We start from the raw sequence: 18,737 nt of genomic DNA on the forward strand, positions 1-18,737 counted from the left end.
ACAGCTCCTTGGATCAGTGCGGCGCTTCAGCGGCATGGTTGAGCGAGTATTTCGGGATTTCCACTGTCAGGTCTTCAGTCCCGACGATCGCCTGGCAGGCCAGGCGCGATTGCGGCTCCAGGCCCCAGGCCCGATCAAGGAAGTCTTCTTCCAGCTCGTCAGCCTCTTCCAGGGAAGCAAAACCCTCGCGGACGATGCAGTGGCAGGTCGTGCAGGCGCAGACGCCGCCACAGGCGTTTTCCATCTCGATGTGGTGCGCATGGGCCACTTCGAGAATGGACGTACCCGGCTCAGCCTCGACCACCATGCCGTCCGGGCAGAACTTCTCGTGGGGCAGAAAAATGACCTGCGGCATCAGTTATCCTCGATTTCATTCAGATTGCGCCCGGCCAGCGCGGCTTTCACCGTCAAATCCATGCGCCGGGCCGCAAAGGCGTCGGTCACCTGCGACAGACGCTTGGTCTGCTGCTCGATGGCGTAACCGTCGCTGCCCTTCATCAATTCGGCCAGCTCCTGCACCTGCAGCTCGATAGCCAGGCGCTCATCGGCATCCAGCAAGCGCTCGCCATCAGCCGCCAAAGCGGCCTGCACCGCCTCGATCAGGCGCTGGGCATCGACCTGCTGCTCGCGCAGCACCCGGGCGACTTTGTCATCCCCGGCATTCTGGAAGGAGTCCTGGAGCATGCGCGCGATCTCGCCATCGGTCAGGCCATAGGACGGCTTGACCTGGATGCTCGCCTCGACACCAGAACCCAGCTCGCGGGCTGCCACGCTGAGCAGGCCATCGGCGTCGACCTGGAAGGTCACGCGAATCTTTGCCGAGCCGGCCACCAGCGGCGGAATACCACGCAGCTCGAAGCGCGCCAGGGAGCGGCAATCGCTGATCAGCTCGCGCTCACCCTGCAGCACATGGATCATCATGGCCGTCTGGCCATCTTTATAGGTAGTGAAGTCCTGCGCGCGCGCCACCGGAATCGTGGTGTTGCGCGGAATGACCTTCTCCATCAGGCCGCCCATGGTTTCCAGCCCCAGGGACAACGGAATCACGTCGAGCAGCAGCAGCTCTTCACCATTGCCACGCTGGTTGCCGGCCAGGGTATCGGCCTGGATCGCGGCACCGATGGCCACCACCTGATCCGGGTCGATATCGGTCAGCGGCTGACGACCGAACAGCTCGCCGACCGCCGCACGCACACGCGGCACGCGGGTGGAGCCGCCGACCATGACCACCGCCTCGACTTCATCGATCTCGATACCAGCATCACGCACCGCACGGCGACAGGCCTTGAGGCTGCGCGCCAACATGGGCTCGATCAGCGCATCGAACTGCGCACGGCTCAGCTCGCCGCGCCAATCGCCATGCACCAACTCGGCCACATCGGCCGTGGTCAGCGCTTCCTTGGCCGCGCAGGCCGCCTGCAGCAGGCTGCGCTGGGTGCCCGGATCGATATCCATGGACAAGCCGGCCTGCTGCATCATCCAGCCGGCGATGGCATGGTCGAAGTCATCGCCGCCCAGGGCGCTGTCGCCACCGGTAGCCATCACCTCGAACACGCCACGACTCAGGCGCAGGATGGAAATATCGAAAGTGCCGCCACCCAGGTCATAGATGGCGACCACGCCCTCGGCCTGCTGGTCGAGACCATAGGCCACCGCCGCCGCAGTCGGCTCGTTGAGCAGGCGCAGTACGTTGAGACCGGCCAGACGCGCAGCATCCTTGGTGGCCTGGCGCTGAGCATCGTCGAAGTAGGCCGGCACGGTGATCACCGCCCCCACCAGTTCGCCACCCAGCGCCTCTTCGGCGCGCAGACGCAGCACCTTGAGAATCTCGGCCGACACTTCGACCGGGCTCTTGGCGCCCTGCACCGTTTCGACGAATGGCATGTGCGACTCGCCGACGACGAAGCGGTAGGGCAACTGCTCACCCAGCTGTTTGACGTCTTCCAGGCCGCGCCCCATCAGGCGCTTGACCGACAGCACGGTATTCAGCGGATCGAGCGGCGCGGCCAGCTTGGCGGCCTGACCCACCTCGACGCGATCGGCGTGATAGCGCACGGCGGACGGCAGGATGACCTGCCCAGCGGCATCCGCCAGCGGTGCGGAGAGGCCGCTGCGCACGGCAGCGACCAGGGAATTGGTGGTGCCCAGATCGATACCCACGGCCAGGCGACGCTGGTGGGGCTGGGGACTTTGGCCGGGTTCGGCGATCTGCAGTAGGGCCATGATGCTCAGGAAGTCAGGCGGGCAGCCGCAGCTGCACGGCGGTTAATCGTCGAGGCGCTCTTCCAGCTGGCGCACTTCGTGGGACAACTTGTCGAGAAACTGCATGCGTCGCACCAGGCGCTCGGCCTCCTCGCGACGCCGCGCGTCATCCCAGCAAGCAGCAAAACCTGCATCAAGCTCATCCTGAGCCTGTTTCAGGCGGCGCTTGAACGCCGCCACGCCAGCCACATCAGCACTGTCCTGCAGATCTTCCAGCTCTTCGCGCAAGCGCATCTGCTGGAGCAGGAACTCGGGGTCCTGCACGGTCACTTCCATCGGCAGCTCACGCCCGCGCAGCGCCAGCAGATAGAGAGCGCGGCGCGGCGCATTCTTCAGAGTCTGGTAAGCCTCATTGAGGCTCGCCGAATGCTCCAGCGCCAGGCGCTGATCGCGCTCGGGAGCATCGGCAAAGCGATCCGGATGCATGGTCTTGGCCAGCTCGCGATAACGCGCGGAGAGCTGCGCCAGGTCCAGACGGAAGGCGGGCTGCAGATCGAACAGAGCAAAGTGACAGGGTCTACCCACGCTAGCCTCAGACGTTGAAGCTCTCGCCGCAGCCGCATTCGCCGCGCACGTTGGGGTTGTTGAACTTGAAGCCCTCGTTGAGCCCCTCGCGGACGAAGTCCAGCTCGGTGCCATCGATATAGGTCAGGCTCTTCGGATCGATGATCACTTTCACCCCGAAGCTTTCGAACACCTGATCCTCGGCGGCCAGCTCGTCGACGAACTCCAGCACATAGGCCAGGCCCGAGCAGCCGGTGGTACGAACCCCCAGACGAATGCCCGCACCCTTGCCACGCCCCTCAAGGGAGCGCTGCACGTGACGTGCGGCGGCTTCGGTCATGCTGATAGCCATAGCAACTCCTTACGCGACAACGAACTCAGACCAGGCCTTTCTTCTGCTTGTAGTCGCGCACGGCCGCCTTGATGGCGTCCTCGGCGAGTACCGAGCAGTGAATCTTCACCGGCGGCAGCGCCAGTTCTTCGGCCAGCTGGGTGTTCTTGATGGTTTCCGCTTCATCCAGGGTCTTGCCCTTCATCCACTCGGTAGCGAGGGAGCTGGAAGCGATCGCCGAACCGCAGCCGTAGGTCTTGAACTTGGCATCTTCGATGACGCCCTGTTCGTTGACCTTGATCTGCAGGCGCATGACGTCACCGCATGCCGGGGCGCCGACCATGCCGGTGCCGACATTCGGATCCTCGGCATCCATCTTGCCGACGTTGCGCGGGTTCTCGTAATGGTCGATGACCTTTTCACTGTAAGCCATGGTGCAATTCCTCTTTCATCAGGTGCCGCTCTTGGAGGCGACTAAACAATCAATGTGCCTGCCATTCGACCTTGGACAGATCGACACCTTCTTTGAACATGTCCCACAGCGGCGACAGATCGCGCAGCTTGTTGACGGCATCGCGAATCTTCGACGCGGCGTAATCGACTTCTTCCTCGGTGGTGAAGCGACCGAAGGTGAAGCGGATCGAACTGTGCGCCAGCTCGTCGTTACGGCCTAGCGCGCGCAGCACGTAGGACGGCTCCAGCGAAGCAGAGGTACAGGCGGAACCGGAGGAAACCGCCAGATCCTTGAGCGCCATGACCAGCGACTCACCTTCGACATAGTTGAAGCTGAGGTTGAGGTTGTGCGCGACGCGCTGGGTCATGCTGCCGTTGATGTACAGCTCTTCCATGCCCTCGACCTGCTTGTAGAAGCGGTCACGCAGGGCACGAATACGCTCGTTTTCCTGGGCCATCTCGACCTTGGCGATGCGGAAGGCTTCGCCCATGCCGACGATCTGGTGCGTCGCCAGGGTGCCGGAACGCATGCCGCGCTCATGACCGCCACCGTGCATCTGCGCTTCCAGACGTACGCGCGGCTTGCGACGCACGTAGAGCGCACCGATGCCTTTCGGGCCGTAGGTCTTGTGGGCGGAGAAGGACATCAGGTCGACCTTGAGCTTTTCCAGGTCGATTTCCACCTTGCCGGTGGACTGCGCCGCGTCGACATGGAACAGCACGCCGCGGGAGCGAGTCAGCTCACCGATGGCAGCGATGTCGTTGATGGTGCCGATCTCGTTGTTGACGTGCATGATCGAGACCAGAATGGTGTCGTCACGCAGCGCGGCCTCGACCAGCGCCGGGGTGATCAGACCGTCTTCACCGGGCTCGAGGTAGGTAACTTCAAACCCTTCGCGCTCCAGCTGGCGCGTCGAATCGAGCACGGCTTTGTGCTCGATCTTCGAGGTGATGATGTGCTTGCCCTTGGTGCTGTAGAAGTGCGCAACACCCTTGATCGCCAGGTTGTTGGACTCGGTGGCACCGGAGGTCCAGACGATCTCGCGCGGGTCGGCATTGACCAGCTCGGCCACCTGGCGGCGACCATTCTCGACCGCCTCTTCGGCCTTCCAGCCGAACACGTGGGAGCGCGAGGCCGGGTTGCCAAAGTTGCCATCCACCAGCAGGCACTCGCTCATCTTCTGCGCAACGCGCGGATCGACCGGAGTGGTGGCGGAATAATCGAGGTAAATCGGCAATCTCATCAGATTTCTCCTAATACAGGCTGGCGCCCTGCTCAATCAACGGCGGACGCTTCAATCTTATCCAGGCGCGGCGTCCTGCCATTGCAACGGCGCTGATCCTGACGCAGAGCGACTTCCTGCACTTCGCTACGGGTCACCAGGTCAGCCAGGCTGATCCCACTGAGGAATTCGTGAATCTGCTGACTGAGGTCACACCACAGGTGGTGGGTCAGACAGGTATCGCCAGAGTGACAATCACCCTGGCCTTGGCAGCGCGTGGCATCGACCGACTCATTGACCGCGTCGATCACCTGCGCCACTTGAATGACCCGCATGTCGCGCGACAACTGATAACCGCCACCCGGACCACGCACACTGCTGACCAAGTTGCCACGGCGCAGCTTGGCGAACAGCTGTTCGAGATAGGACAGGGAAATACCCTGACGCTCGGAAATATCAGCCAGGGACACCGGCCCATGCTGGGCATGCAGCGCCAGATCGAGCATCGCGGTGACGGCGTAACGGCCTTTGGTAGTCAAGCGCATGGTGTTTACCACGGTTTCGCTGAAGTGCCGTAAGTATCCCCTTTTCCTACTAATTAGGTCAACTATAAGACCTATTAAAATAGTAGGAATTAGGCTCGGCGAAGGGCGCGAATCATAGCAAAAACCTTCAACCTAGACATCAGGCCGCAGGTTTATCGCCCTGCTGCTCCTTGCATACGCCCTCGAAGTCCTCATCACGCAGAGCCGGCAGCTCTTTGGCGCAGTAATCGCTACCCAGAGCCTTGAGCGCCCCGCACATGCCCTCGAGGCGCGAATCGACCGCCTGCAGGTGATCCAGCAGCTGACCAATGGCACGCGCCACCGGGTCCGGCATGTCCTGGCTGACGCCGTAGGCATCGAAGCCGAGCTTCTCAGCCATGGCCTGGCGCTTGGCTTCCTGCTCGTCATCTGCCTTGGCGATGATCCGTCCGGGAATACCGACCGCCGTGGCACCAGCCGGCACTGCCTTGGTCACCACCGCATTGGAACCGATCTTCGCCCCGGCACCGACGGTGAACGGGCCGAGCACCTTGGCCCCCGCCCCTACCACCACGCCATCTTCCAGGGTCGGGTGACGCTTACCCTTGTTCCAGCTGGTGCCGCCCAGGGTTACCCCCTGGTAGAGCGTGACGTCATTGCCGATCTCGGCGGTCTCGCCGATGACGATGCCCATGCCGTGATCGATGAAGAAGCGTCGACCGATCTTCGCCCCCGGATGAATCTCGATTCCGGTCATCCAGCGCCCAAAGTTCGACACCAGACGCGCCAGCCATTTCCAGCCACTCACCCACAAGCCATGCGCCAGACGATGCAGCCAGACTGCATGCAAGCCCGGATAGCAAGTGACCACCTCAAACGCATTGCGCGCTGCCGGGTCGCGATGAAATACGCTCTGGATATCTTCGCGCACACGCTCAAACATCGTCTTTTCTCCGCTTGTGAGGCTCGCCACGCACTGCTTTCTGGGTTTCCGTGAGGATGCCACGGAGAATATTCATTTCCAGCTTGCTGATGCCACTGCGCCCATACAGGCGGCGCAAACGCGGCATCAGGTGACGCGGATTGTTCGGATCGAGGAAGCCGATCTCCACCAGCACGTTCTCCAGGTGGACATAGAACGACTCCAGCTCATCAGTAGTGACCGATTGCGTATTGAGCATCGCCGTGGTTTCCAGCTTGCTCATCTTGGTCGGCTGCCCCTGGGCCGCCAGCCAGGCCATGCGCACCTCGTAGACCAGCACCTGCACTGCAGTGGCCAGGTTCAGCGAACTGAACTCCGGATCGGAGGGAATATGCACATGGAACTGGCAGCGCTGTAGCTCTTCGTTGGTCAGCCCGGCGTACTCGCGACCGAACACCAGCGCCACTTCACCACCCTGTTCCGCATGCTGCAGGCAGGTCGTTGCGCACTCGCGCGGATCGAGCAACGGCCAGGGAATACGTCGATCGCGGGCACTGGTGCCGAGCACCACACTGCAGCCGACCAGCGCTTCTTCCAGCGTAGCGACCACTTGCACCGCATCGAGGATATCGCTCGCCCCGGAAGCCCGCGCCACTGCCTCGCTGCTGGGAAACTCCACCGGATCGACCAGCACCAGGCGCGACAGGCCCATGTTTTTCATGGCCCGCGCGGCACCACCGATATTGCCGGGATGACTGGTATTGACCAGAACCACACGAATATTCTGCAGCAAGACCAGCTCCAGGCAGAGCACGAAAGGGGCATCGATCTTACAGGACTCAAGCGGACTTACGCCACGCACGACAAAGGCTAGGCTACATCCAACGAGCTTTTCTGCTAGTATGGCCGGCTTTCTTTAACGACCCAGGTGAATCTCCCCATGCAGCCCATGCTGAATATCGCGCTGCGCGCAGCCCGCAGCGCCGGTGAACTGATCTTCCGCTCCATCGAGCGCCTGGACGTCATCTCGGTCAGCGAGAAAGATGCCCACGACTACGTGTCCGAAGTTGACCGCGCCGCCGAGCAGACCATTATCCAGACCCTGCAGAAGGCTTACCCGACGCACGGCTTCATGGGCGAGGAAAGCGGCATCATTCAGGGTACTGGCGACGGCGCCGACTACCAGTGGATCATCGACCCACTGGATGGCACCACCAACTTCCTGCGCGGCGTGCCGCACTTCGCCGTCAGCATCGCCTGCAAATACCGCGGCCGCCTCGAGCACGCCGTGGTTCTCGATCCGGTCCGCCAGGAAGAATTCACCGCCAGCCGCGGCCGTGGTGCCGCCATCAATGGCCGCCGCCTGCGCGTCAGCACTCGCAAGAGCCTGGACGGCGCCCTGCTCGGCACCGGCTTCCCGTTCCGCGACAGCCAGCTGGAAAACCTCGACAACTACTTCGGCATGTTCCGCAGCCTGGTTGGCCAGACCGCCGGCATCCGCCGCGCCGGCGCCGCCAGCCTGGACCTGGCCTATGTTGCAGCCGGCCGCTACGACGCCTTCTGGGAGTTCGGCCTGTCCGAGTGGGACATGGCCGCAGGCGCCCTGCTGATCCAGGAAGCAGGCGGCCTGATCAGCGACTTCAGCGGCGGCCACGACTTCCTCGAGAAAGGCCAGATCGTTGCCGGCAACACCAAATGTTTCAAGGCCGTGCTGACCGCCATCCAGCCACACCTGGCGCCCTCGATGAAGCGCTGACAGCGCTCTATTCAAGGCAATAAAAAAACCGCCCCGAAGGGCGGTTTTTTTATGCCTCACAGCATTACTGGATCACTTGCGCCGGCTCTGCCAGAGCCAGTTGCCCCTGCTCATTGAGCGGGATACGGCTACCCGGATCACGGTCCATGCGCACCTGGCCGACCTTGCCATCGATCTGGTACTTCACGTCATAACCGACCAGCTTCTGACTGGTATCGGTCACCGTATTGCAGCGGGTCTCGGTGGTGGTATAAGTGGCGCCTTCCTGCATGTTTTCCTGCACCTTGTTGCCGGCATAGCCCCCCCCGACAGCGCCCGCAACAGTCGCAAGCTTCTTGCCGTTACCACCGCCCACCTGGTTACCCAGCAACCCGCCTACCACAGCACCGATGGCCGTACCGGCGATCTGATGCTGATCCTTGACCGGCTTCTGCCGGGTCACGGTGACGTCCTTGCACACCTCGCGCGGGGTCTTGATGGTTTCATTCACCGGTTGCACAGCCAGCACCTCGGCATATTGAGGGCCACTGACCAGACTGTAGGTCGCCACGGCACCACCGGCAGTGACACCCACCGCACCCAACACTGCGCCCACGATCATCGACTTGTTCATTTGGCCCTCCCAGGACTCATCCAGTTCGACGCGCATTGCGCCATTACTCCTAGCCTTGGAGGCGGCATCGCCCGCCAAGTTCCTCCCTGCGATCGGCATAACCGACAACTGGGAGCCTCGTCACACCCCCACAAACACAAAGCCCGGCTTGAGCCGGGCTTTGTGGGTACAGACAAACTCAGGGACGCTCGTCCACTTCCTCCGCCTCAACCGGCGGGATCAGATCGTCGCGCGTCAGCTTCAGCCAGATCAGCAGAATGCTGGCGATATACACCGACGAGTAGGTGCCGGCAGTAACACCAATAAACAGCGCCAGAGAGAAGCCCCACAGGTTCTCACCACCGAACACCATCAGCGCAATGATCGCCAGCAAGGTGGAGATCGACGTCGCCATGGTGCGCAGCAGGGTCTGCGTGGTCGAGATGTTGATGTTCTCGATCAGCTCGGCCTTGCGCAGCACGCGGAAGTTTTCGCGGATACGGTCGAAGACCACGATGGTGTCGTTGAGCGAGTAGCCGATCAGCGCCAGTACAGCCGCCAACACGGTGAGATCGAAAGGAATCTCGAAGAACGAGAACACACCCAGGGTCACGATCACGTCATGGATCAGCGAAACGATGGCGCCAAAACCGAACTTCCACTGGAAGCGGAAAGCCACGTACACCAGGATCCCGGCCAGCGCCAGAAGCATGCCCAGGCCACCCTGATCGCGCAGCTCCTCACCCACAGCCGGACCGACGAACTCGACACGCTTGATGGTAAAGGCATTGTCGCCCCCCACCTTGCGCAGCGCATCAGCCACCTGGTTGCCCAGTTGCGGATCATCGCCACGCATGCGCACCAACACATCGGTGGTGGCGCCGAAGCTCTGCACCATGGCATCGGTATAGCCCGCCTGCCCCAGCTGCTCACGCACGAGGGTCAGATCAGCCGGCTTCTCGTAACCCAGCTCGATCAGCGTACCGCCGGTAAAGTCCAGACCGAAGTTCAGCCCCTTGACCGCCAGACTGCCCAGCGAGACCAGGGTCAGCAACACGGTCACGGCAAACGCCACATGGCGAATGCCCATGAAATTGATTACACGTTTCATCGTGCCGAACCCCTTAGATCCACAGCTTCTTGAAATCACGGCCACCGAAAATCAGGTTGACCATGGCACGGGTGACGAAGATGGCGGTGAACATCGAGGTGATGATGCCGAGCGACATGGTCACGGCAAAGCCCTTGACCGGACCGGTACCCATGGCGAACAGAATGCCGCCGACCAGCAGCGTGGTCAGGTTGCCGTCGATGATCGCCGAGAAGGCACGATCGAAACCCTCGTGAATGGCACGCTGATTGGACATGCCATTGGCAATTTCCTCGCGGATACGCGAGAAGATCAGCACGTTGGCGTCCACCGCCATACCCATGGTCAAGACGATACCGGCAATCCCCGGCAGGGTCAGCGTCGCCCCCAGCAGGGACATCAGCGCCAGCAGAAGCACCATGTTGAAGCCCAGCGCTACCGTCGCCAGTACCCCGAAGAAGCGGTAGATGACGATGATGAACAACGATACGAAGAGCATGCCCCACAGGGACGCATCAATACCCTTGGCAATGTTGTCGGCACCCAGGCTCGGGCCGATGGTGCGCTCTTCGGCGAAGTACATCGGCGCCGCCAGGCCACCGGCACGCAGCAGCAGGGCCAGTTCCGAGGACTCGCCCTGACCATCCAGACCGGTAATGCGGAACTGGCTACCCAGCGGCGACTGGATGGTCGCCAGACTGATGATCTTGCGCTCTTCCTTGAAGGTCTGGATCGCCTGCTCTTTCTCGACGCCATCGACCATCTGCTTGGCGTAGCGAGTCATCGGCTTCTGCTCGATGAAGATCACCGCCATGCTGCGCCCGACATTGTTGCGGGTGGCGCGGTTCATCAGCTCGCCGCCATGGTTGTCCAGGCGGATATTGACCTGCGGGCTGCCATTTTCATCGAAGCTGGCCTGGGCGTCGGTCACCTGGTCGCCGGTAATGATCAGGCCACGCTCCAGCGCTACGGCCGGGCGACCCTCCTCGCGGAACTCGAAGAATTCACTGGAAGCGCGCGGCGCATCCAGCTCGGACTGCAAGCGGAACTCCAGGTTAGCGGTTTTGCCGAGGATGCGCTTGGCTTCGGCAGTGTCCTGCACGCCCGGCAGTTCGACCACGATGCGGTTGGCGCCCTGACGCTGCACCAGCGGCTCCGCCACACCGAGTTCGTTGACCCGGTTACGTACGGTGGTCAGGTTCTGCTTGATCGAATATTCACGAATTTCTGCCAGCTTGGCCTGGCTCAGCGCCAGACTCAGCACCTGCAAGCCATTGCGCTCACTGGTGACCTGCTCGAAATCGATGAAGTCCTTGCGAATCAGATCCTGCGCCTTTTCCAGCTGCTCGGCATCGGAGAAGCCCAGCAGGATCGCGCCGTCCTGCTGCGGCAGGCTGCGATAACGCAGACGCTCCTTGCGCAGCAGGCTCTTCACTTCACCTTCATAAACCTTGAGGCGCGCACCAACGGCCTTGTCCATGTCCACTTCCAGCAGGAAGTGCACACCACCGGACAAGTCCAGACCCAGCTTCATCGGGCCGGCACCAATGCTGCGCAACCACTGCGGCGTGGTCGGCGCCAGGTTCAGCGCTACCACGTAGTCATCACCGAGCAGACGATGCACCAGCTCCTTGCCCGGCAGCTGATCGGCCTGCTTGGCCAGACGCACCAGCCCCGCATTACCCTTGTCGTTCAGGGTGGCAGCCTTGACCGCGATACCCGCCTCGCCCAGCGCCTTGCTGATGCGATCCAGGTCGGCCTGACCGACCTGCAAGGCCGTACTGGCGCCACTGATCTGGATGGCCGGATCGTCCGGATACAGATTAGGCGCGGAATAGATAAAGCCGACCGCCAGCACAGCCAGGATCAGCAGGTACTTCCACAGGGGGAACTTATTGAGCATGACGCCGCCCGTTATGACACGGGGCGCATGATGCGCCCCGTCGTTGGTGAAGAATGGATCGTTTAGATGGCTTTCAGAGTGCCCTTCGGCAGGGTCGCCGCAATGGCCTGCTTCTGGAACTTCAGTTCGACATTGTCGGAAACTTCAACCACCACGAAATCATCGGAAACCTTGGTTACCTTGCCGGCCAGACCACCGGAGGTGACCACTTCGTCACCCTTCTGCAAGCCGCCGAGCAGGTTCTTGTGCTCTTTGGCGCGCTTGGCCTGCGGGCGCCAGATCATCAGATAGAAGATGACCAGGAAGCCGACCAGAAACACCCACTCGAAACCGCTACCAGCGGGACCAGCGGCGGCGGCCGGCGCAGCGGCATCAGCGTAAGCGGCGGGGATCAGAAAGCTCATGGAAAACTCCTATTACGAGGTCTTGAAACTGTTGTTTTGCGGCCGCACAGGCAAGCCAGATTTGGGCCAGGCGCCGCGAGCGAAAAAACGCAGGCTGTCACCTTAATGGGGGTACTTAGCTCGATTTCAATATCTGAGGGGCGCTTTCATGCCAAGCAAAGCGGCGCTCAAGCCTCCAGCGGCGGCGTGGGCAGACCGCGCCGAGCGTAGAAGGCATCGACAAAGGCGGCCAATGTACCCTGTTGAATTGCCTCGCGCAAACCAGCCATCAGGCGCTGATAATGCCGCAAGTTATGGATGGTATTGAGCATACTGCCCAGCATTTCGCCGCACTTATCCAGGTGATACAGGTAGGCGCGGGAGAAGTTCTGGCAGGTGTAGCAATCGCAGGTTGGGTCCAGGGGCGACTCGTCATGGCGATGCACCGCATTGCGGATCTTCACCACGCCGGTATCGGTAAACAGATGCCCGTTGCGCGCGTTGCGGGTCGGCATCACGCAGTCGAACATGTCCACACCGCGGCGCACACCCTCGACCAGATCTTCCGGCTTGCCAACCCCCATCAGGTAACGGGGTTTGTCCGTTGGCAACTGTGCCGGCAAGAAGTCCAGCACGCGGATCATTTCTTCCTTCGGCTCACCGACCGACAGGCCGCCGATGGCCAGGCCGTCGAAACCGATCTCCTCCAGCCCTTCCAGCGAGCGCATGCGCAGCTCTTCGTGCATGCCGCCCTGGACGATGCCAAACAGCGCCGACGGGTTGCCCTCGTGGGCATTCTTCGAGCGCTTGGCCCAACGCAGCGACAGCTCCATGGAGCGCTTGGCCACGTCGAAATCGGCCGGGTAAGGCGTGCACTCGTCGAAGATCATCACGATGTCCGAGCCCAGATCACGCTGCACCTGCATCGACTCTTCCGGGCCCATGAACACCTTGCGACCGTCCACCGGCGAGGCGAAGGTCACGCCCTCCTCCTTGATCTTGCGCATGGCGCCCAGGCTAAACACCTGGAAGCCGCCGGAGTCGGTGAGGATCGGCCCCTGCCACTGCATGAAGTTGTGCAGGTCGCCGTGTTGCTTGATCACCTCGGTACCCGGACGCAGCCACAGATGGAAGGTGTTGCCGAGAATGATCTGCGCGCCGATCGCCTCGATATCGCGCGGCAGCATGCCCTTGACCGTGCCGTAGGTACCCACCGGCATGAAGGCCGGGGTTTCCACCACGCCACGCGGAAAGGTCAGGCGACCACGACGGGCGCGCCCGTCAGTGGCCAGCAGCTCGAAGGACATGTGGCTCATAGGGTTTCCTCGGGGCCGCGCGGAGCGGGATTGCGGGTGATGAACATGGCATCGCCGTAACTGAAGAAGCGGTATTGCTGCTCCACCGCCATGGCATAGGCGGCCATGGTCTCGGGATAACCGGCAAAGGCCGACACCAGCATCAGCAGGGTCGACTCGGGCAGGTGGAAATTGGTGACCAGGGCATCGACCACATGGAAGGGCCGGCCCGGGTAGATAAAGATATTGGTGTCGCCACTGAAGGCCTTCAGCTCGCCATCACGCGCCGCCGTTTCCAGCGAGCGCACGCTGGTGGTGCCGACCGCGACCACCCGACCGCCACGCGCCCTGCAGGCAGCCACGGCATCCACCACGTCCTGACTGACCTCCAGCCACTCGTGGTGCATATGGTGATCTTCGATACGCTCCACCCGTACCGGCTGGAACGTCCCGGCACCGACATGCAGGGTGACGAACGCGGTCTCCACGCCCTTGGCACGAATCGCCACCAGCAGCTCTTCGTCGAAATGCAGACCGGCCGTAGGCGCCGCTACCGCGCCGGCCTTCTGCGCGTAAACGGTCTGGTAGCGCTCACGATCGGCCGCATCGTCGGCGCGCTCTATATAAGGCGGCAACGGCATATGGCCGACCCGTTCCAGCAGCGGCAGCACCGGCTCGGCAAAACGCAGCTCGAACAGCGCATCGTGGCGCGCGACCATCTCGGCCTCACCACCACCGTCTATATGGATCCGCGAGCCCGGCTTGGGCGACTTGCTCGAACGCACATGGGCCAATACCCGATGACTGTCCAGCACGCGCTCGACCAGCACCTCCAGCTTGCCGCCGGAAGCCTTCTGGCCGAACAGCCGCGCCGGAATCACCCGGGTGTTGTTGAACACCATCAGATCACCGGGACGCAGGTACTCGAGCAGGTCGACGAATTGGCGATGGCTCAGTGCACCCGTCTCGCCATCCAGCACCAGCAGACGACTGGCCCGGCGTTCAGCCAGAGGGTGGGAGGCGATCAGAGCATCGGGAAGATCGAAGTGGAAGTCAGAAACACGCATGGTGAAAGATCGTCTTGCAGGGCCACAAAGCTTACCGGAAACCACCCACACTGGCCACGCAAGCCGATTGACCGACTTCCACGGCCTCCCTATACTGCGCGCCCATCGTGCCCCGGTGGCGGAATGGTAGACGCGGCGGATTCAAAATCCGTTTTCGCAAGAAGTGGGAGTTCGAGTCTCCCCCGGGGCACCAGCCACCCAGTTTCAGCACTCGTTCGAGACGCCTGAAACCCTCCTGAAACACCCGCCGCAGAGCCCCGAAAAAGTGCACGAAAGTGACCGTTTCGCAGGGCTTGGCAAACCCAACCGAGTTAGCTAGAGTGTGCCCACTGTGTTTGCATGGGTCGCTATGAATCGTGACCTGGTGCAGTAGATCCTAGATCCGCTAAACCCGCTCGACTTCTCTTACTCTCTGCAACCAGTCCCAGCCCTCTTCGCCAAAGCAAGAGGCTGTCATCAACTCTAGTTTCAAGGAAATAAGACATGTCGAATCGTCAAACCGGCACCGTTAAGTGGTTCAACGACGAGAAGGGCTTTGGCTTCATCACCCCAGAGAGCGGTCCGGATCTGTTCGTACACTTCCGCGCTATCGAAGGTAATGGCTTCAAGAGCCTGAAAGAAGGCCAGAAGGTTACTTTCGAAGCCGTTCAAGGCCAGAAAGGCATGCAGGCTGACAAGGTCCAGGTTCTGGGCTAAGTTTCGCTGCTCCGAAGAGCCCCTGATGGCAACATCAGGGGCTTTTTTGTGCCTGCGATTTGTTGCCCGTACAATCCGCGCAGTCTTTCCCTCACGAGCCGTCCATGCCCAAGCACATGCTGCGCCCCCAAGGCGACTTCCCCACCGCCAGACTGCCCCGCCGCCTGGCCGCGATGTTTTATGATTTCCTGCTGTCCATCGCGCTGATGATGGTGGTGACGCTGATCTACCAGCAGGGCCTGCTGCGCCTGATCTATGGCGACGAGCAACTGCTGGCCCTGTCGCAGGCTGGTGGCCTGGATCGCGACCCGATGCTCGCCACTGTCGTGCTGTTCAGCCTGTTCGCCTTCTTCGCCAAGTTCTGGACGCACAATGGCCAGACCCTCGGCATGCAGGTGTGGGGCCTGCGCATCCAGAATGCCGATGGTTCGGCAATCACCCTGTGGCAAGCCTTGCTGCGCTTCCTGATCGCCATCATCTCCTGGCTGCTCGGCGGTCTGGGCTTCCTGTGGATGCTGTGGGACAAGGAGCGACGCAGCTGGCACGACATCTATTCGGAAAGCCGGGTCATCCAGCTGCCGAAGAACATTCACCAGCAGGGCAAGAACTAGCTCGCCAGCCCCGGCAGCAGCACATTACTGACCAACCAGGTGGTCGCCAGGGCGCCAACCAGGCACAGCGCAGCGCCACCGGCCGCCTGCCAGTAGAAACCACGCGCCAACACATCCTCACCATGACTGGAAAGGATGAAAGGCTGCGACTCGAGCGGACGGCGTAGCTGGTTGTAAGTTGGCACATCGCCCTGCTGGAGCTGCCGGCGCTGCGCCTCGACCCGCGCCGACTCGCGCATGCGCGTCCACTCGCCGTCATCCAGCCGACCATCGTCGTTGCTGTCGAAACGCTGCAGCAGACCTGCGAAGTCGCCCTTCCACTCGCGCACCACCGCGCCCTGCGCCAGCGTCAGGTCGAATGCCTGGGCGCCACCGGCAGTGCGGAAATCACCGATGGCATACAGCGGTTCACCGGCATGCAGGCGCTCTTCGGTGTAGCGGTACTCGCTGCCGCCGGACAGCAACCAGCCCAGTATCCCGCTAGTCCCCTGCTGCGTCCGCGGATGGCGCTGACTGCCACGCCAGACCTGCTTGGTGGCCGGCCGCACCTCGGCACCTTGCGGATTGATCAGGCACTCGCCCGTACCGTCGTCGAAGCGCAGCCAGCCTTCACTGCTGCCACTCTCGACCACGCGCCAGGAGCGATTCTTGCCGTTCTGGCTGTACTCCTCGATCTTGAAGCGCCACCACAGGCAAGGCGTGCCGGTCAGCGGCGCGACGATCTGCACCTCCGGCTGATCCTGCAGCACGCCATACAGCTCGACATAACCCTGCGCCGCCGAACGCACCTTCGAGGTCGGCGTATCCAGCAGGAAGCGCGCCTCAGCCAGACGTTTCAGGCACCACCAACCACCGCCGGCACAGGCGCCGACACTGAAGGCCAGGCTGATGGCCAGTCCACCGACATCCATGCTCAGTTGAACAGCGACTTGAGGTCGACGTCAGCTTTTTCTGCCTCGCTGAACTCCAGCAACTCGGCCGCCTGAAAGGCGAACATCCGCGCGATGATCACATCGGGAAACTGCTCGATGCGCACGTTGTTCAGGTTGACCGCCTCGTTGTACAGCTCGCGGCGATCGGCGATGGCGTTCTCCAAACCGCTGATGCGCTGCTGCAGGTGTTGGAAGCTGTCATTGGCCTTGAGGTCCGGATAGTTCTCGGCCAGCGCGAACAACTGACCGAGGCCGGCCCGCAGGCCACTTTCTGCCTGCCCGAGGGCGCCGACATCGTGCTTCTCGCGGGCACTGGCCACGGCATTGCGCGCGGCGATCACCCGCTCCAGGGTGGTGCGTTCGTGCTGCATGTACTGCTTGCAGGTCTCTACCAGCTTGGGCAGTTCGTCGTGGCGCTGCTTGAGCAGTACATCGATGTTCGACCAGGCCTTGCTCACCCCGTGTTTGAGGCGCACCAGGCCGTTATACAGACCAACCGCCCAGGCGGCGGCGAGGAACAGGACAACCAGAACGGCGACTAGGGTCAGACTCATGGCAACACTCCTTGTGGACTGCCGGCATTCTAGCGGCAGCGCCCCGCCTGCACAGTCCCCGGAATGCTGGCCCGCACGGAATAAATAGTCCTTTACATAAAATGCAAATCTTTCGCATTATTGCGCGGTTTTCTAGTGCAACTGCATTGCACTCCCATCTCCACATGCAAAGGATTCCGCCATGACTCGTATGCCCCTGGCTACCGCCAGCCTGCTGGCTCTCGCCATTGCCCTCGCCGGCTGCGGTGAAGACAAAGCCGCCGCACCGCAAGCCGCTGCCCCAGCAGCCGCCAGCAGCGCTGCCGCGACCCTGAAAGTCGCCGATGCCGACGCCAAGGCCGTAGTCAGCCATTACGCGGACCTGGCCCTGGCCGTGTTCAGCGATGCCGCCAGCACCGGCAAATCCCTGCAAACCGCCATCGACGCCCTGCTCGCCAACCCGAGCGACGCCACCCTGCAAGCCGCTCGCGAAGCCTGGCTGGCCGCCCGCGCACCCTACATGCAGACCGAAGTGTTCCGCTTCGGCAACGCCGTGGTCGACGACTGGGAAGGCCAGCTGAACGCCTGGCCGCTGGACGAAGGCCTGATCGACTACGTCGCCAAGGACTACCAGCACGCCCTGGGCAACCCGGGCGCCAGCGCCAACATCATCGCCAACACCACCATCCAGGTCGGTGAAGACAAGGTCGACGCCACCACCATCACCCCCGAACTGCTGGCCAGCCTGAACGAACTGGGCGGTTCCGAAGCCAACGTCGCCACCGGCTACCACGCCATCGAGTTCCTCCTCTGGGGCCAGGACCTCAACGGCAGCAACCCGGGTGCCGGCGCCCGTCCGGCCAGCGACTTCATCGTCGGTGCCGGCGCTACCGGTGAGCACAACGAGCGTCGTCGCGCCTACCTGAAAGCCGCTACCGACCTGCTGGTTAGCGACCTCGACGCGATGGTCGTGCAGTGGCAAGCCGGCAATGCCGACAACTACCGCGCCAAGCTGGAAGCCGAATCGGCCGAGAACGGCCTGCGCAAGATGCTGTTCGGCATGGGCAGCCTGTCCCTCGGCGAGCTGGCTGGCGAGCGCATGAAAGTCGCCCTGGAAGCCAACTCCACCGAAGACGAGCACGACTGCTTCAGCGACAACACCCACAACTCGCATTTCTACAACGGTAAAGGTATCCGCAACGTCTACCTGGGCGAGTACAAAAAGGTCGACGGCAGCACCCTGAGCGGCCCGAGCCTGTCGTCCCTGGTGGCCAAGCTCGACGCCGCCGCCGACAGCACCCTCAAGGCCGACCTGCAAGCCAGCGAAGCCAAGCTGCAGGCGCTGGTCGACAGCGCCAACCAGGGCCAGCACTTCGACCAGCTGATCGCCGCCGACAACACGGCTGGCCAGCAGATCGTGCGTGACGCCATCGCCGCACTGGTCAAGCAGACCGGCGCCATCGAACAGGCCGCCGGCAAGCTGGGCATCAGCGACCTGAACCCGGACACCGCCGACCACCAGTTCTGATATCCGCAGCACTGGCAACCGATGCGCCCACAAGGCGCATCGGTTTTTTATTGCCTGCCATATTTCCCCCTGCGGCAGCACGCCTCAGTTCGCGAACGCAAATCCCTCTTATTTGAATTCCATTAGCCTGCT

General features: G+C 62.2%; 21 protein-coding genes and 1 tRNA gene. 5 read left to right on the forward strand and 17 right to left on the reverse strand.

What is annotated here, in order from left to right; translation table 11 throughout:
• Positions 1 to 13 precede the first annotated feature (13 nt).
• The 9 genes from fdx to trmJ form a co-directional block, all read right to left on the reverse strand.
• Positions 14 to 355, reverse strand: coding sequence for an ISC system 2Fe-2S type ferredoxin (gene fdx / locus HNE05_RS15980; RefSeq protein WP_173209173.1), 342 nt, complete (start codon positions 353 to 355; stop codon positions 14 to 16).
• Positions 355 to 2,223 (reverse strand): Fe-S protein assembly chaperone HscA, encoded by a 1,869-nt coding sequence (hscA, locus tag HNE05_RS15985; protein WP_173209174.1) that lies wholly within the window; start codon positions 2,221 to 2,223, stop codon positions 355 to 357. The genes fdx and hscA overlap by 1 nt, the downstream gene beginning before the upstream one ends.
• A gap of 42 nt (positions 2,224 to 2,265) precedes the next feature.
• Positions 2,266 to 2,787, reverse strand: a complete 522-nt coding sequence (gene hscB, locus HNE05_RS15990) for a co-chaperone HscB (protein ID WP_173209175.1) — start codon at positions 2,785 to 2,787, stop codon at positions 2,266 to 2,268.
• A 7-nt stretch (positions 2,788 to 2,794) separates the two neighbouring features.
• A complete protein-coding gene (gene iscA / locus HNE05_RS15995; protein WP_173209176.1) occupies positions 2,795 to 3,118 on the reverse strand; it encodes an iron-sulfur cluster assembly protein IscA in 324 nt (107 codons plus the stop codon).
• A gap of 25 nt (positions 3,119 to 3,143) precedes the next feature.
• Complete coding sequence (gene iscU / locus HNE05_RS16000; protein ID WP_069517686.1) at positions 3,144 to 3,530, reverse strand: Fe-S cluster assembly scaffold IscU; 387 nt, start codon at positions 3,528 to 3,530, stop codon at positions 3,144 to 3,146.
• A 49-nt stretch (positions 3,531 to 3,579) separates the two neighbouring features.
• A complete protein-coding gene (locus HNE05_RS16005; protein ID WP_173209177.1) occupies positions 3,580 to 4,794 on the reverse strand; it encodes an IscS subfamily cysteine desulfurase in 1,215 nt (404 codons plus the stop codon).
• 32 nt (positions 4,795 to 4,826) lie between these two features.
• On the reverse strand, positions 4,827 to 5,318 hold the full coding sequence (gene iscR / locus HNE05_RS16010; RefSeq protein ID WP_173209178.1) for a Fe-S cluster assembly transcriptional regulator IscR: 492 nt from the start codon (positions 5,316 to 5,318) through the stop codon (positions 4,827 to 4,829).
• A 139-nt stretch (positions 5,319 to 5,457) separates the two neighbouring features.
• On the reverse strand, positions 5,458 to 6,240 hold the full coding sequence (gene cysE / locus HNE05_RS16015) for a serine O-acetyltransferase (RefSeq protein WP_173209179.1): 783 nt from the start codon (positions 6,238 to 6,240) through the stop codon (positions 5,458 to 5,460).
• The gene (gene trmJ, locus HNE05_RS16020; protein ID WP_173209180.1) at positions 6,233 to 7,012 is read right to left on the reverse strand and encodes a tRNA (cytosine(32)/uridine(32)-2'-O)-methyltransferase TrmJ; all 780 of its coding nucleotides are present in this window, start codon (positions 7,010 to 7,012) and stop codon (positions 6,233 to 6,235) included. The genes cysE and trmJ overlap by 8 nt, the downstream gene beginning before the upstream one ends.
• A 147-nt stretch (positions 7,013 to 7,159) precedes the next feature.
• On the opposite strand from trmJ, the gene suhB reads away from it, so the two are divergent.
• Positions 7,160 to 7,975, forward strand: a complete 816-nt coding sequence (gene suhB, locus HNE05_RS16025) for a type III secretion system regulator SuhB (protein WP_173209181.1) — start codon at positions 7,160 to 7,162, stop codon at positions 7,973 to 7,975.
• A 64-nt stretch (positions 7,976 to 8,039) separates the two neighbouring features.
• On the opposite strand, the gene HNE05_RS16030 is transcribed toward suhB, so the two are convergent.
• From HNE05_RS16030 to queA, 6 genes are all read right to left on the reverse strand, one after another.
• On the reverse strand, positions 8,040 to 8,588 hold the full coding sequence (locus tag HNE05_RS16030) for a glycine zipper 2TM domain-containing protein (RefSeq protein ID WP_173211705.1): 549 nt from the start codon (positions 8,586 to 8,588) through the stop codon (positions 8,040 to 8,042).
• Between the two features lie 178 nt (positions 8,589 to 8,766).
• Positions 8,767 to 9,678: a protein translocase subunit SecF gene (gene secF / locus HNE05_RS16035; protein ID WP_173209182.1), complete on the reverse strand. Its 912-nt coding sequence runs from the start codon at positions 9,676 to 9,678 to the stop codon at positions 8,767 to 8,769.
• A gap of 13 nt (positions 9,679 to 9,691) precedes the next feature.
• Entirely contained in the window at positions 9,692 to 11,560 is a 1,869-nt protein-coding gene (gene secD / locus HNE05_RS16040; RefSeq protein ID WP_173209183.1) for a protein translocase subunit SecD, read from the reverse strand.
• 62 nt (positions 11,561 to 11,622) lie between these two features.
• Positions 11,623 to 11,964: a preprotein translocase subunit YajC gene (gene yajC / locus HNE05_RS16045; protein ID WP_173209185.1), complete on the reverse strand. Its 342-nt coding sequence runs from the start codon at positions 11,962 to 11,964 to the stop codon at positions 11,623 to 11,625.
• 167 nt (positions 11,965 to 12,131) lie between these two features.
• Positions 12,132 to 13,250 (reverse strand): tRNA guanosine(34) transglycosylase Tgt, encoded by a 1,119-nt coding sequence (gene tgt, locus HNE05_RS16050; protein ID WP_173211706.1) that lies wholly within the window; start codon positions 13,248 to 13,250, stop codon positions 12,132 to 12,134.
• A gap of 5 nt (positions 13,251 to 13,255) precedes the next feature.
• Positions 13,256 to 14,305 carry a tRNA preQ1(34) S-adenosylmethionine ribosyltransferase-isomerase QueA gene (gene queA / locus HNE05_RS16055; protein WP_173209187.1) on the reverse strand — a complete coding sequence of 350 codons (1,050 nt, stop codon included), beginning with the start codon at positions 14,303 to 14,305 and terminating at the stop codon, positions 13,256 to 13,258.
• Between the two features lie 109 nt (positions 14,306 to 14,414).
• Between queA and HNE05_RS16060 the strand changes: the two genes are divergently transcribed.
• From HNE05_RS16060 to HNE05_RS16070, 3 genes are all read left to right on the forward strand, one after another.
• Positions 14,415 to 14,498: transfer RNA gene (locus tag HNE05_RS16060), tRNA-Leu, on the forward strand.
• A 290-nt stretch (positions 14,499 to 14,788) separates the two neighbouring features.
• Entirely contained in the window at positions 14,789 to 15,001 is a 213-nt protein-coding gene (locus HNE05_RS16065) for a cold-shock protein (RefSeq protein ID WP_160082300.1), read from the forward strand.
• Between the two features lie 104 nt (positions 15,002 to 15,105).
• The gene (locus tag HNE05_RS16070; protein WP_173209189.1) at positions 15,106 to 15,612 is read left to right on the forward strand and encodes an RDD family protein; all 507 of its coding nucleotides are present in this window, start codon (positions 15,106 to 15,108) and stop codon (positions 15,610 to 15,612) included.
• Here HNE05_RS16070 and HNE05_RS16075 read toward each other — a convergent pair.
• Positions 15,609 to 16,523 carry a GIDE domain-containing protein gene (locus tag HNE05_RS16075; RefSeq protein WP_173209191.1) on the reverse strand — a complete coding sequence of 305 codons (915 nt, stop codon included), beginning with the start codon at positions 16,521 to 16,523 and terminating at the stop codon, positions 15,609 to 15,611. The genes HNE05_RS16070 and HNE05_RS16075 overlap by 4 nt on opposite strands.
• Positions 16,524 to 16,525: 2 nt before the next feature.
• Positions 16,526 to 17,098 (reverse strand): LemA family protein, encoded by a 573-nt coding sequence (locus tag HNE05_RS16080; RefSeq protein ID WP_173209193.1) that lies wholly within the window; start codon positions 17,096 to 17,098, stop codon positions 16,526 to 16,528.
• A 181-nt stretch (positions 17,099 to 17,279) separates the two neighbouring features.
• Between HNE05_RS16080 and HNE05_RS16085 the strand changes: the two genes are divergently transcribed.
• Positions 17,280 to 18,605: an imelysin family protein gene (locus tag HNE05_RS16085; protein ID WP_173209195.1), complete on the forward strand. Its 1,326-nt coding sequence runs from the start codon at positions 17,280 to 17,282 to the stop codon at positions 18,603 to 18,605.
• The last annotated feature ends 132 nt before the right edge of the window (positions 18,606 to 18,737 follow it).

It is taken from the genome of Pseudomonas campi (genome assembly GCF_013200955.2).
Taxonomy (GTDB): domain Bacteria; phylum Pseudomonadota; class Gammaproteobacteria; order Pseudomonadales; family Pseudomonadaceae; genus Aquipseudomonas; species Aquipseudomonas campi.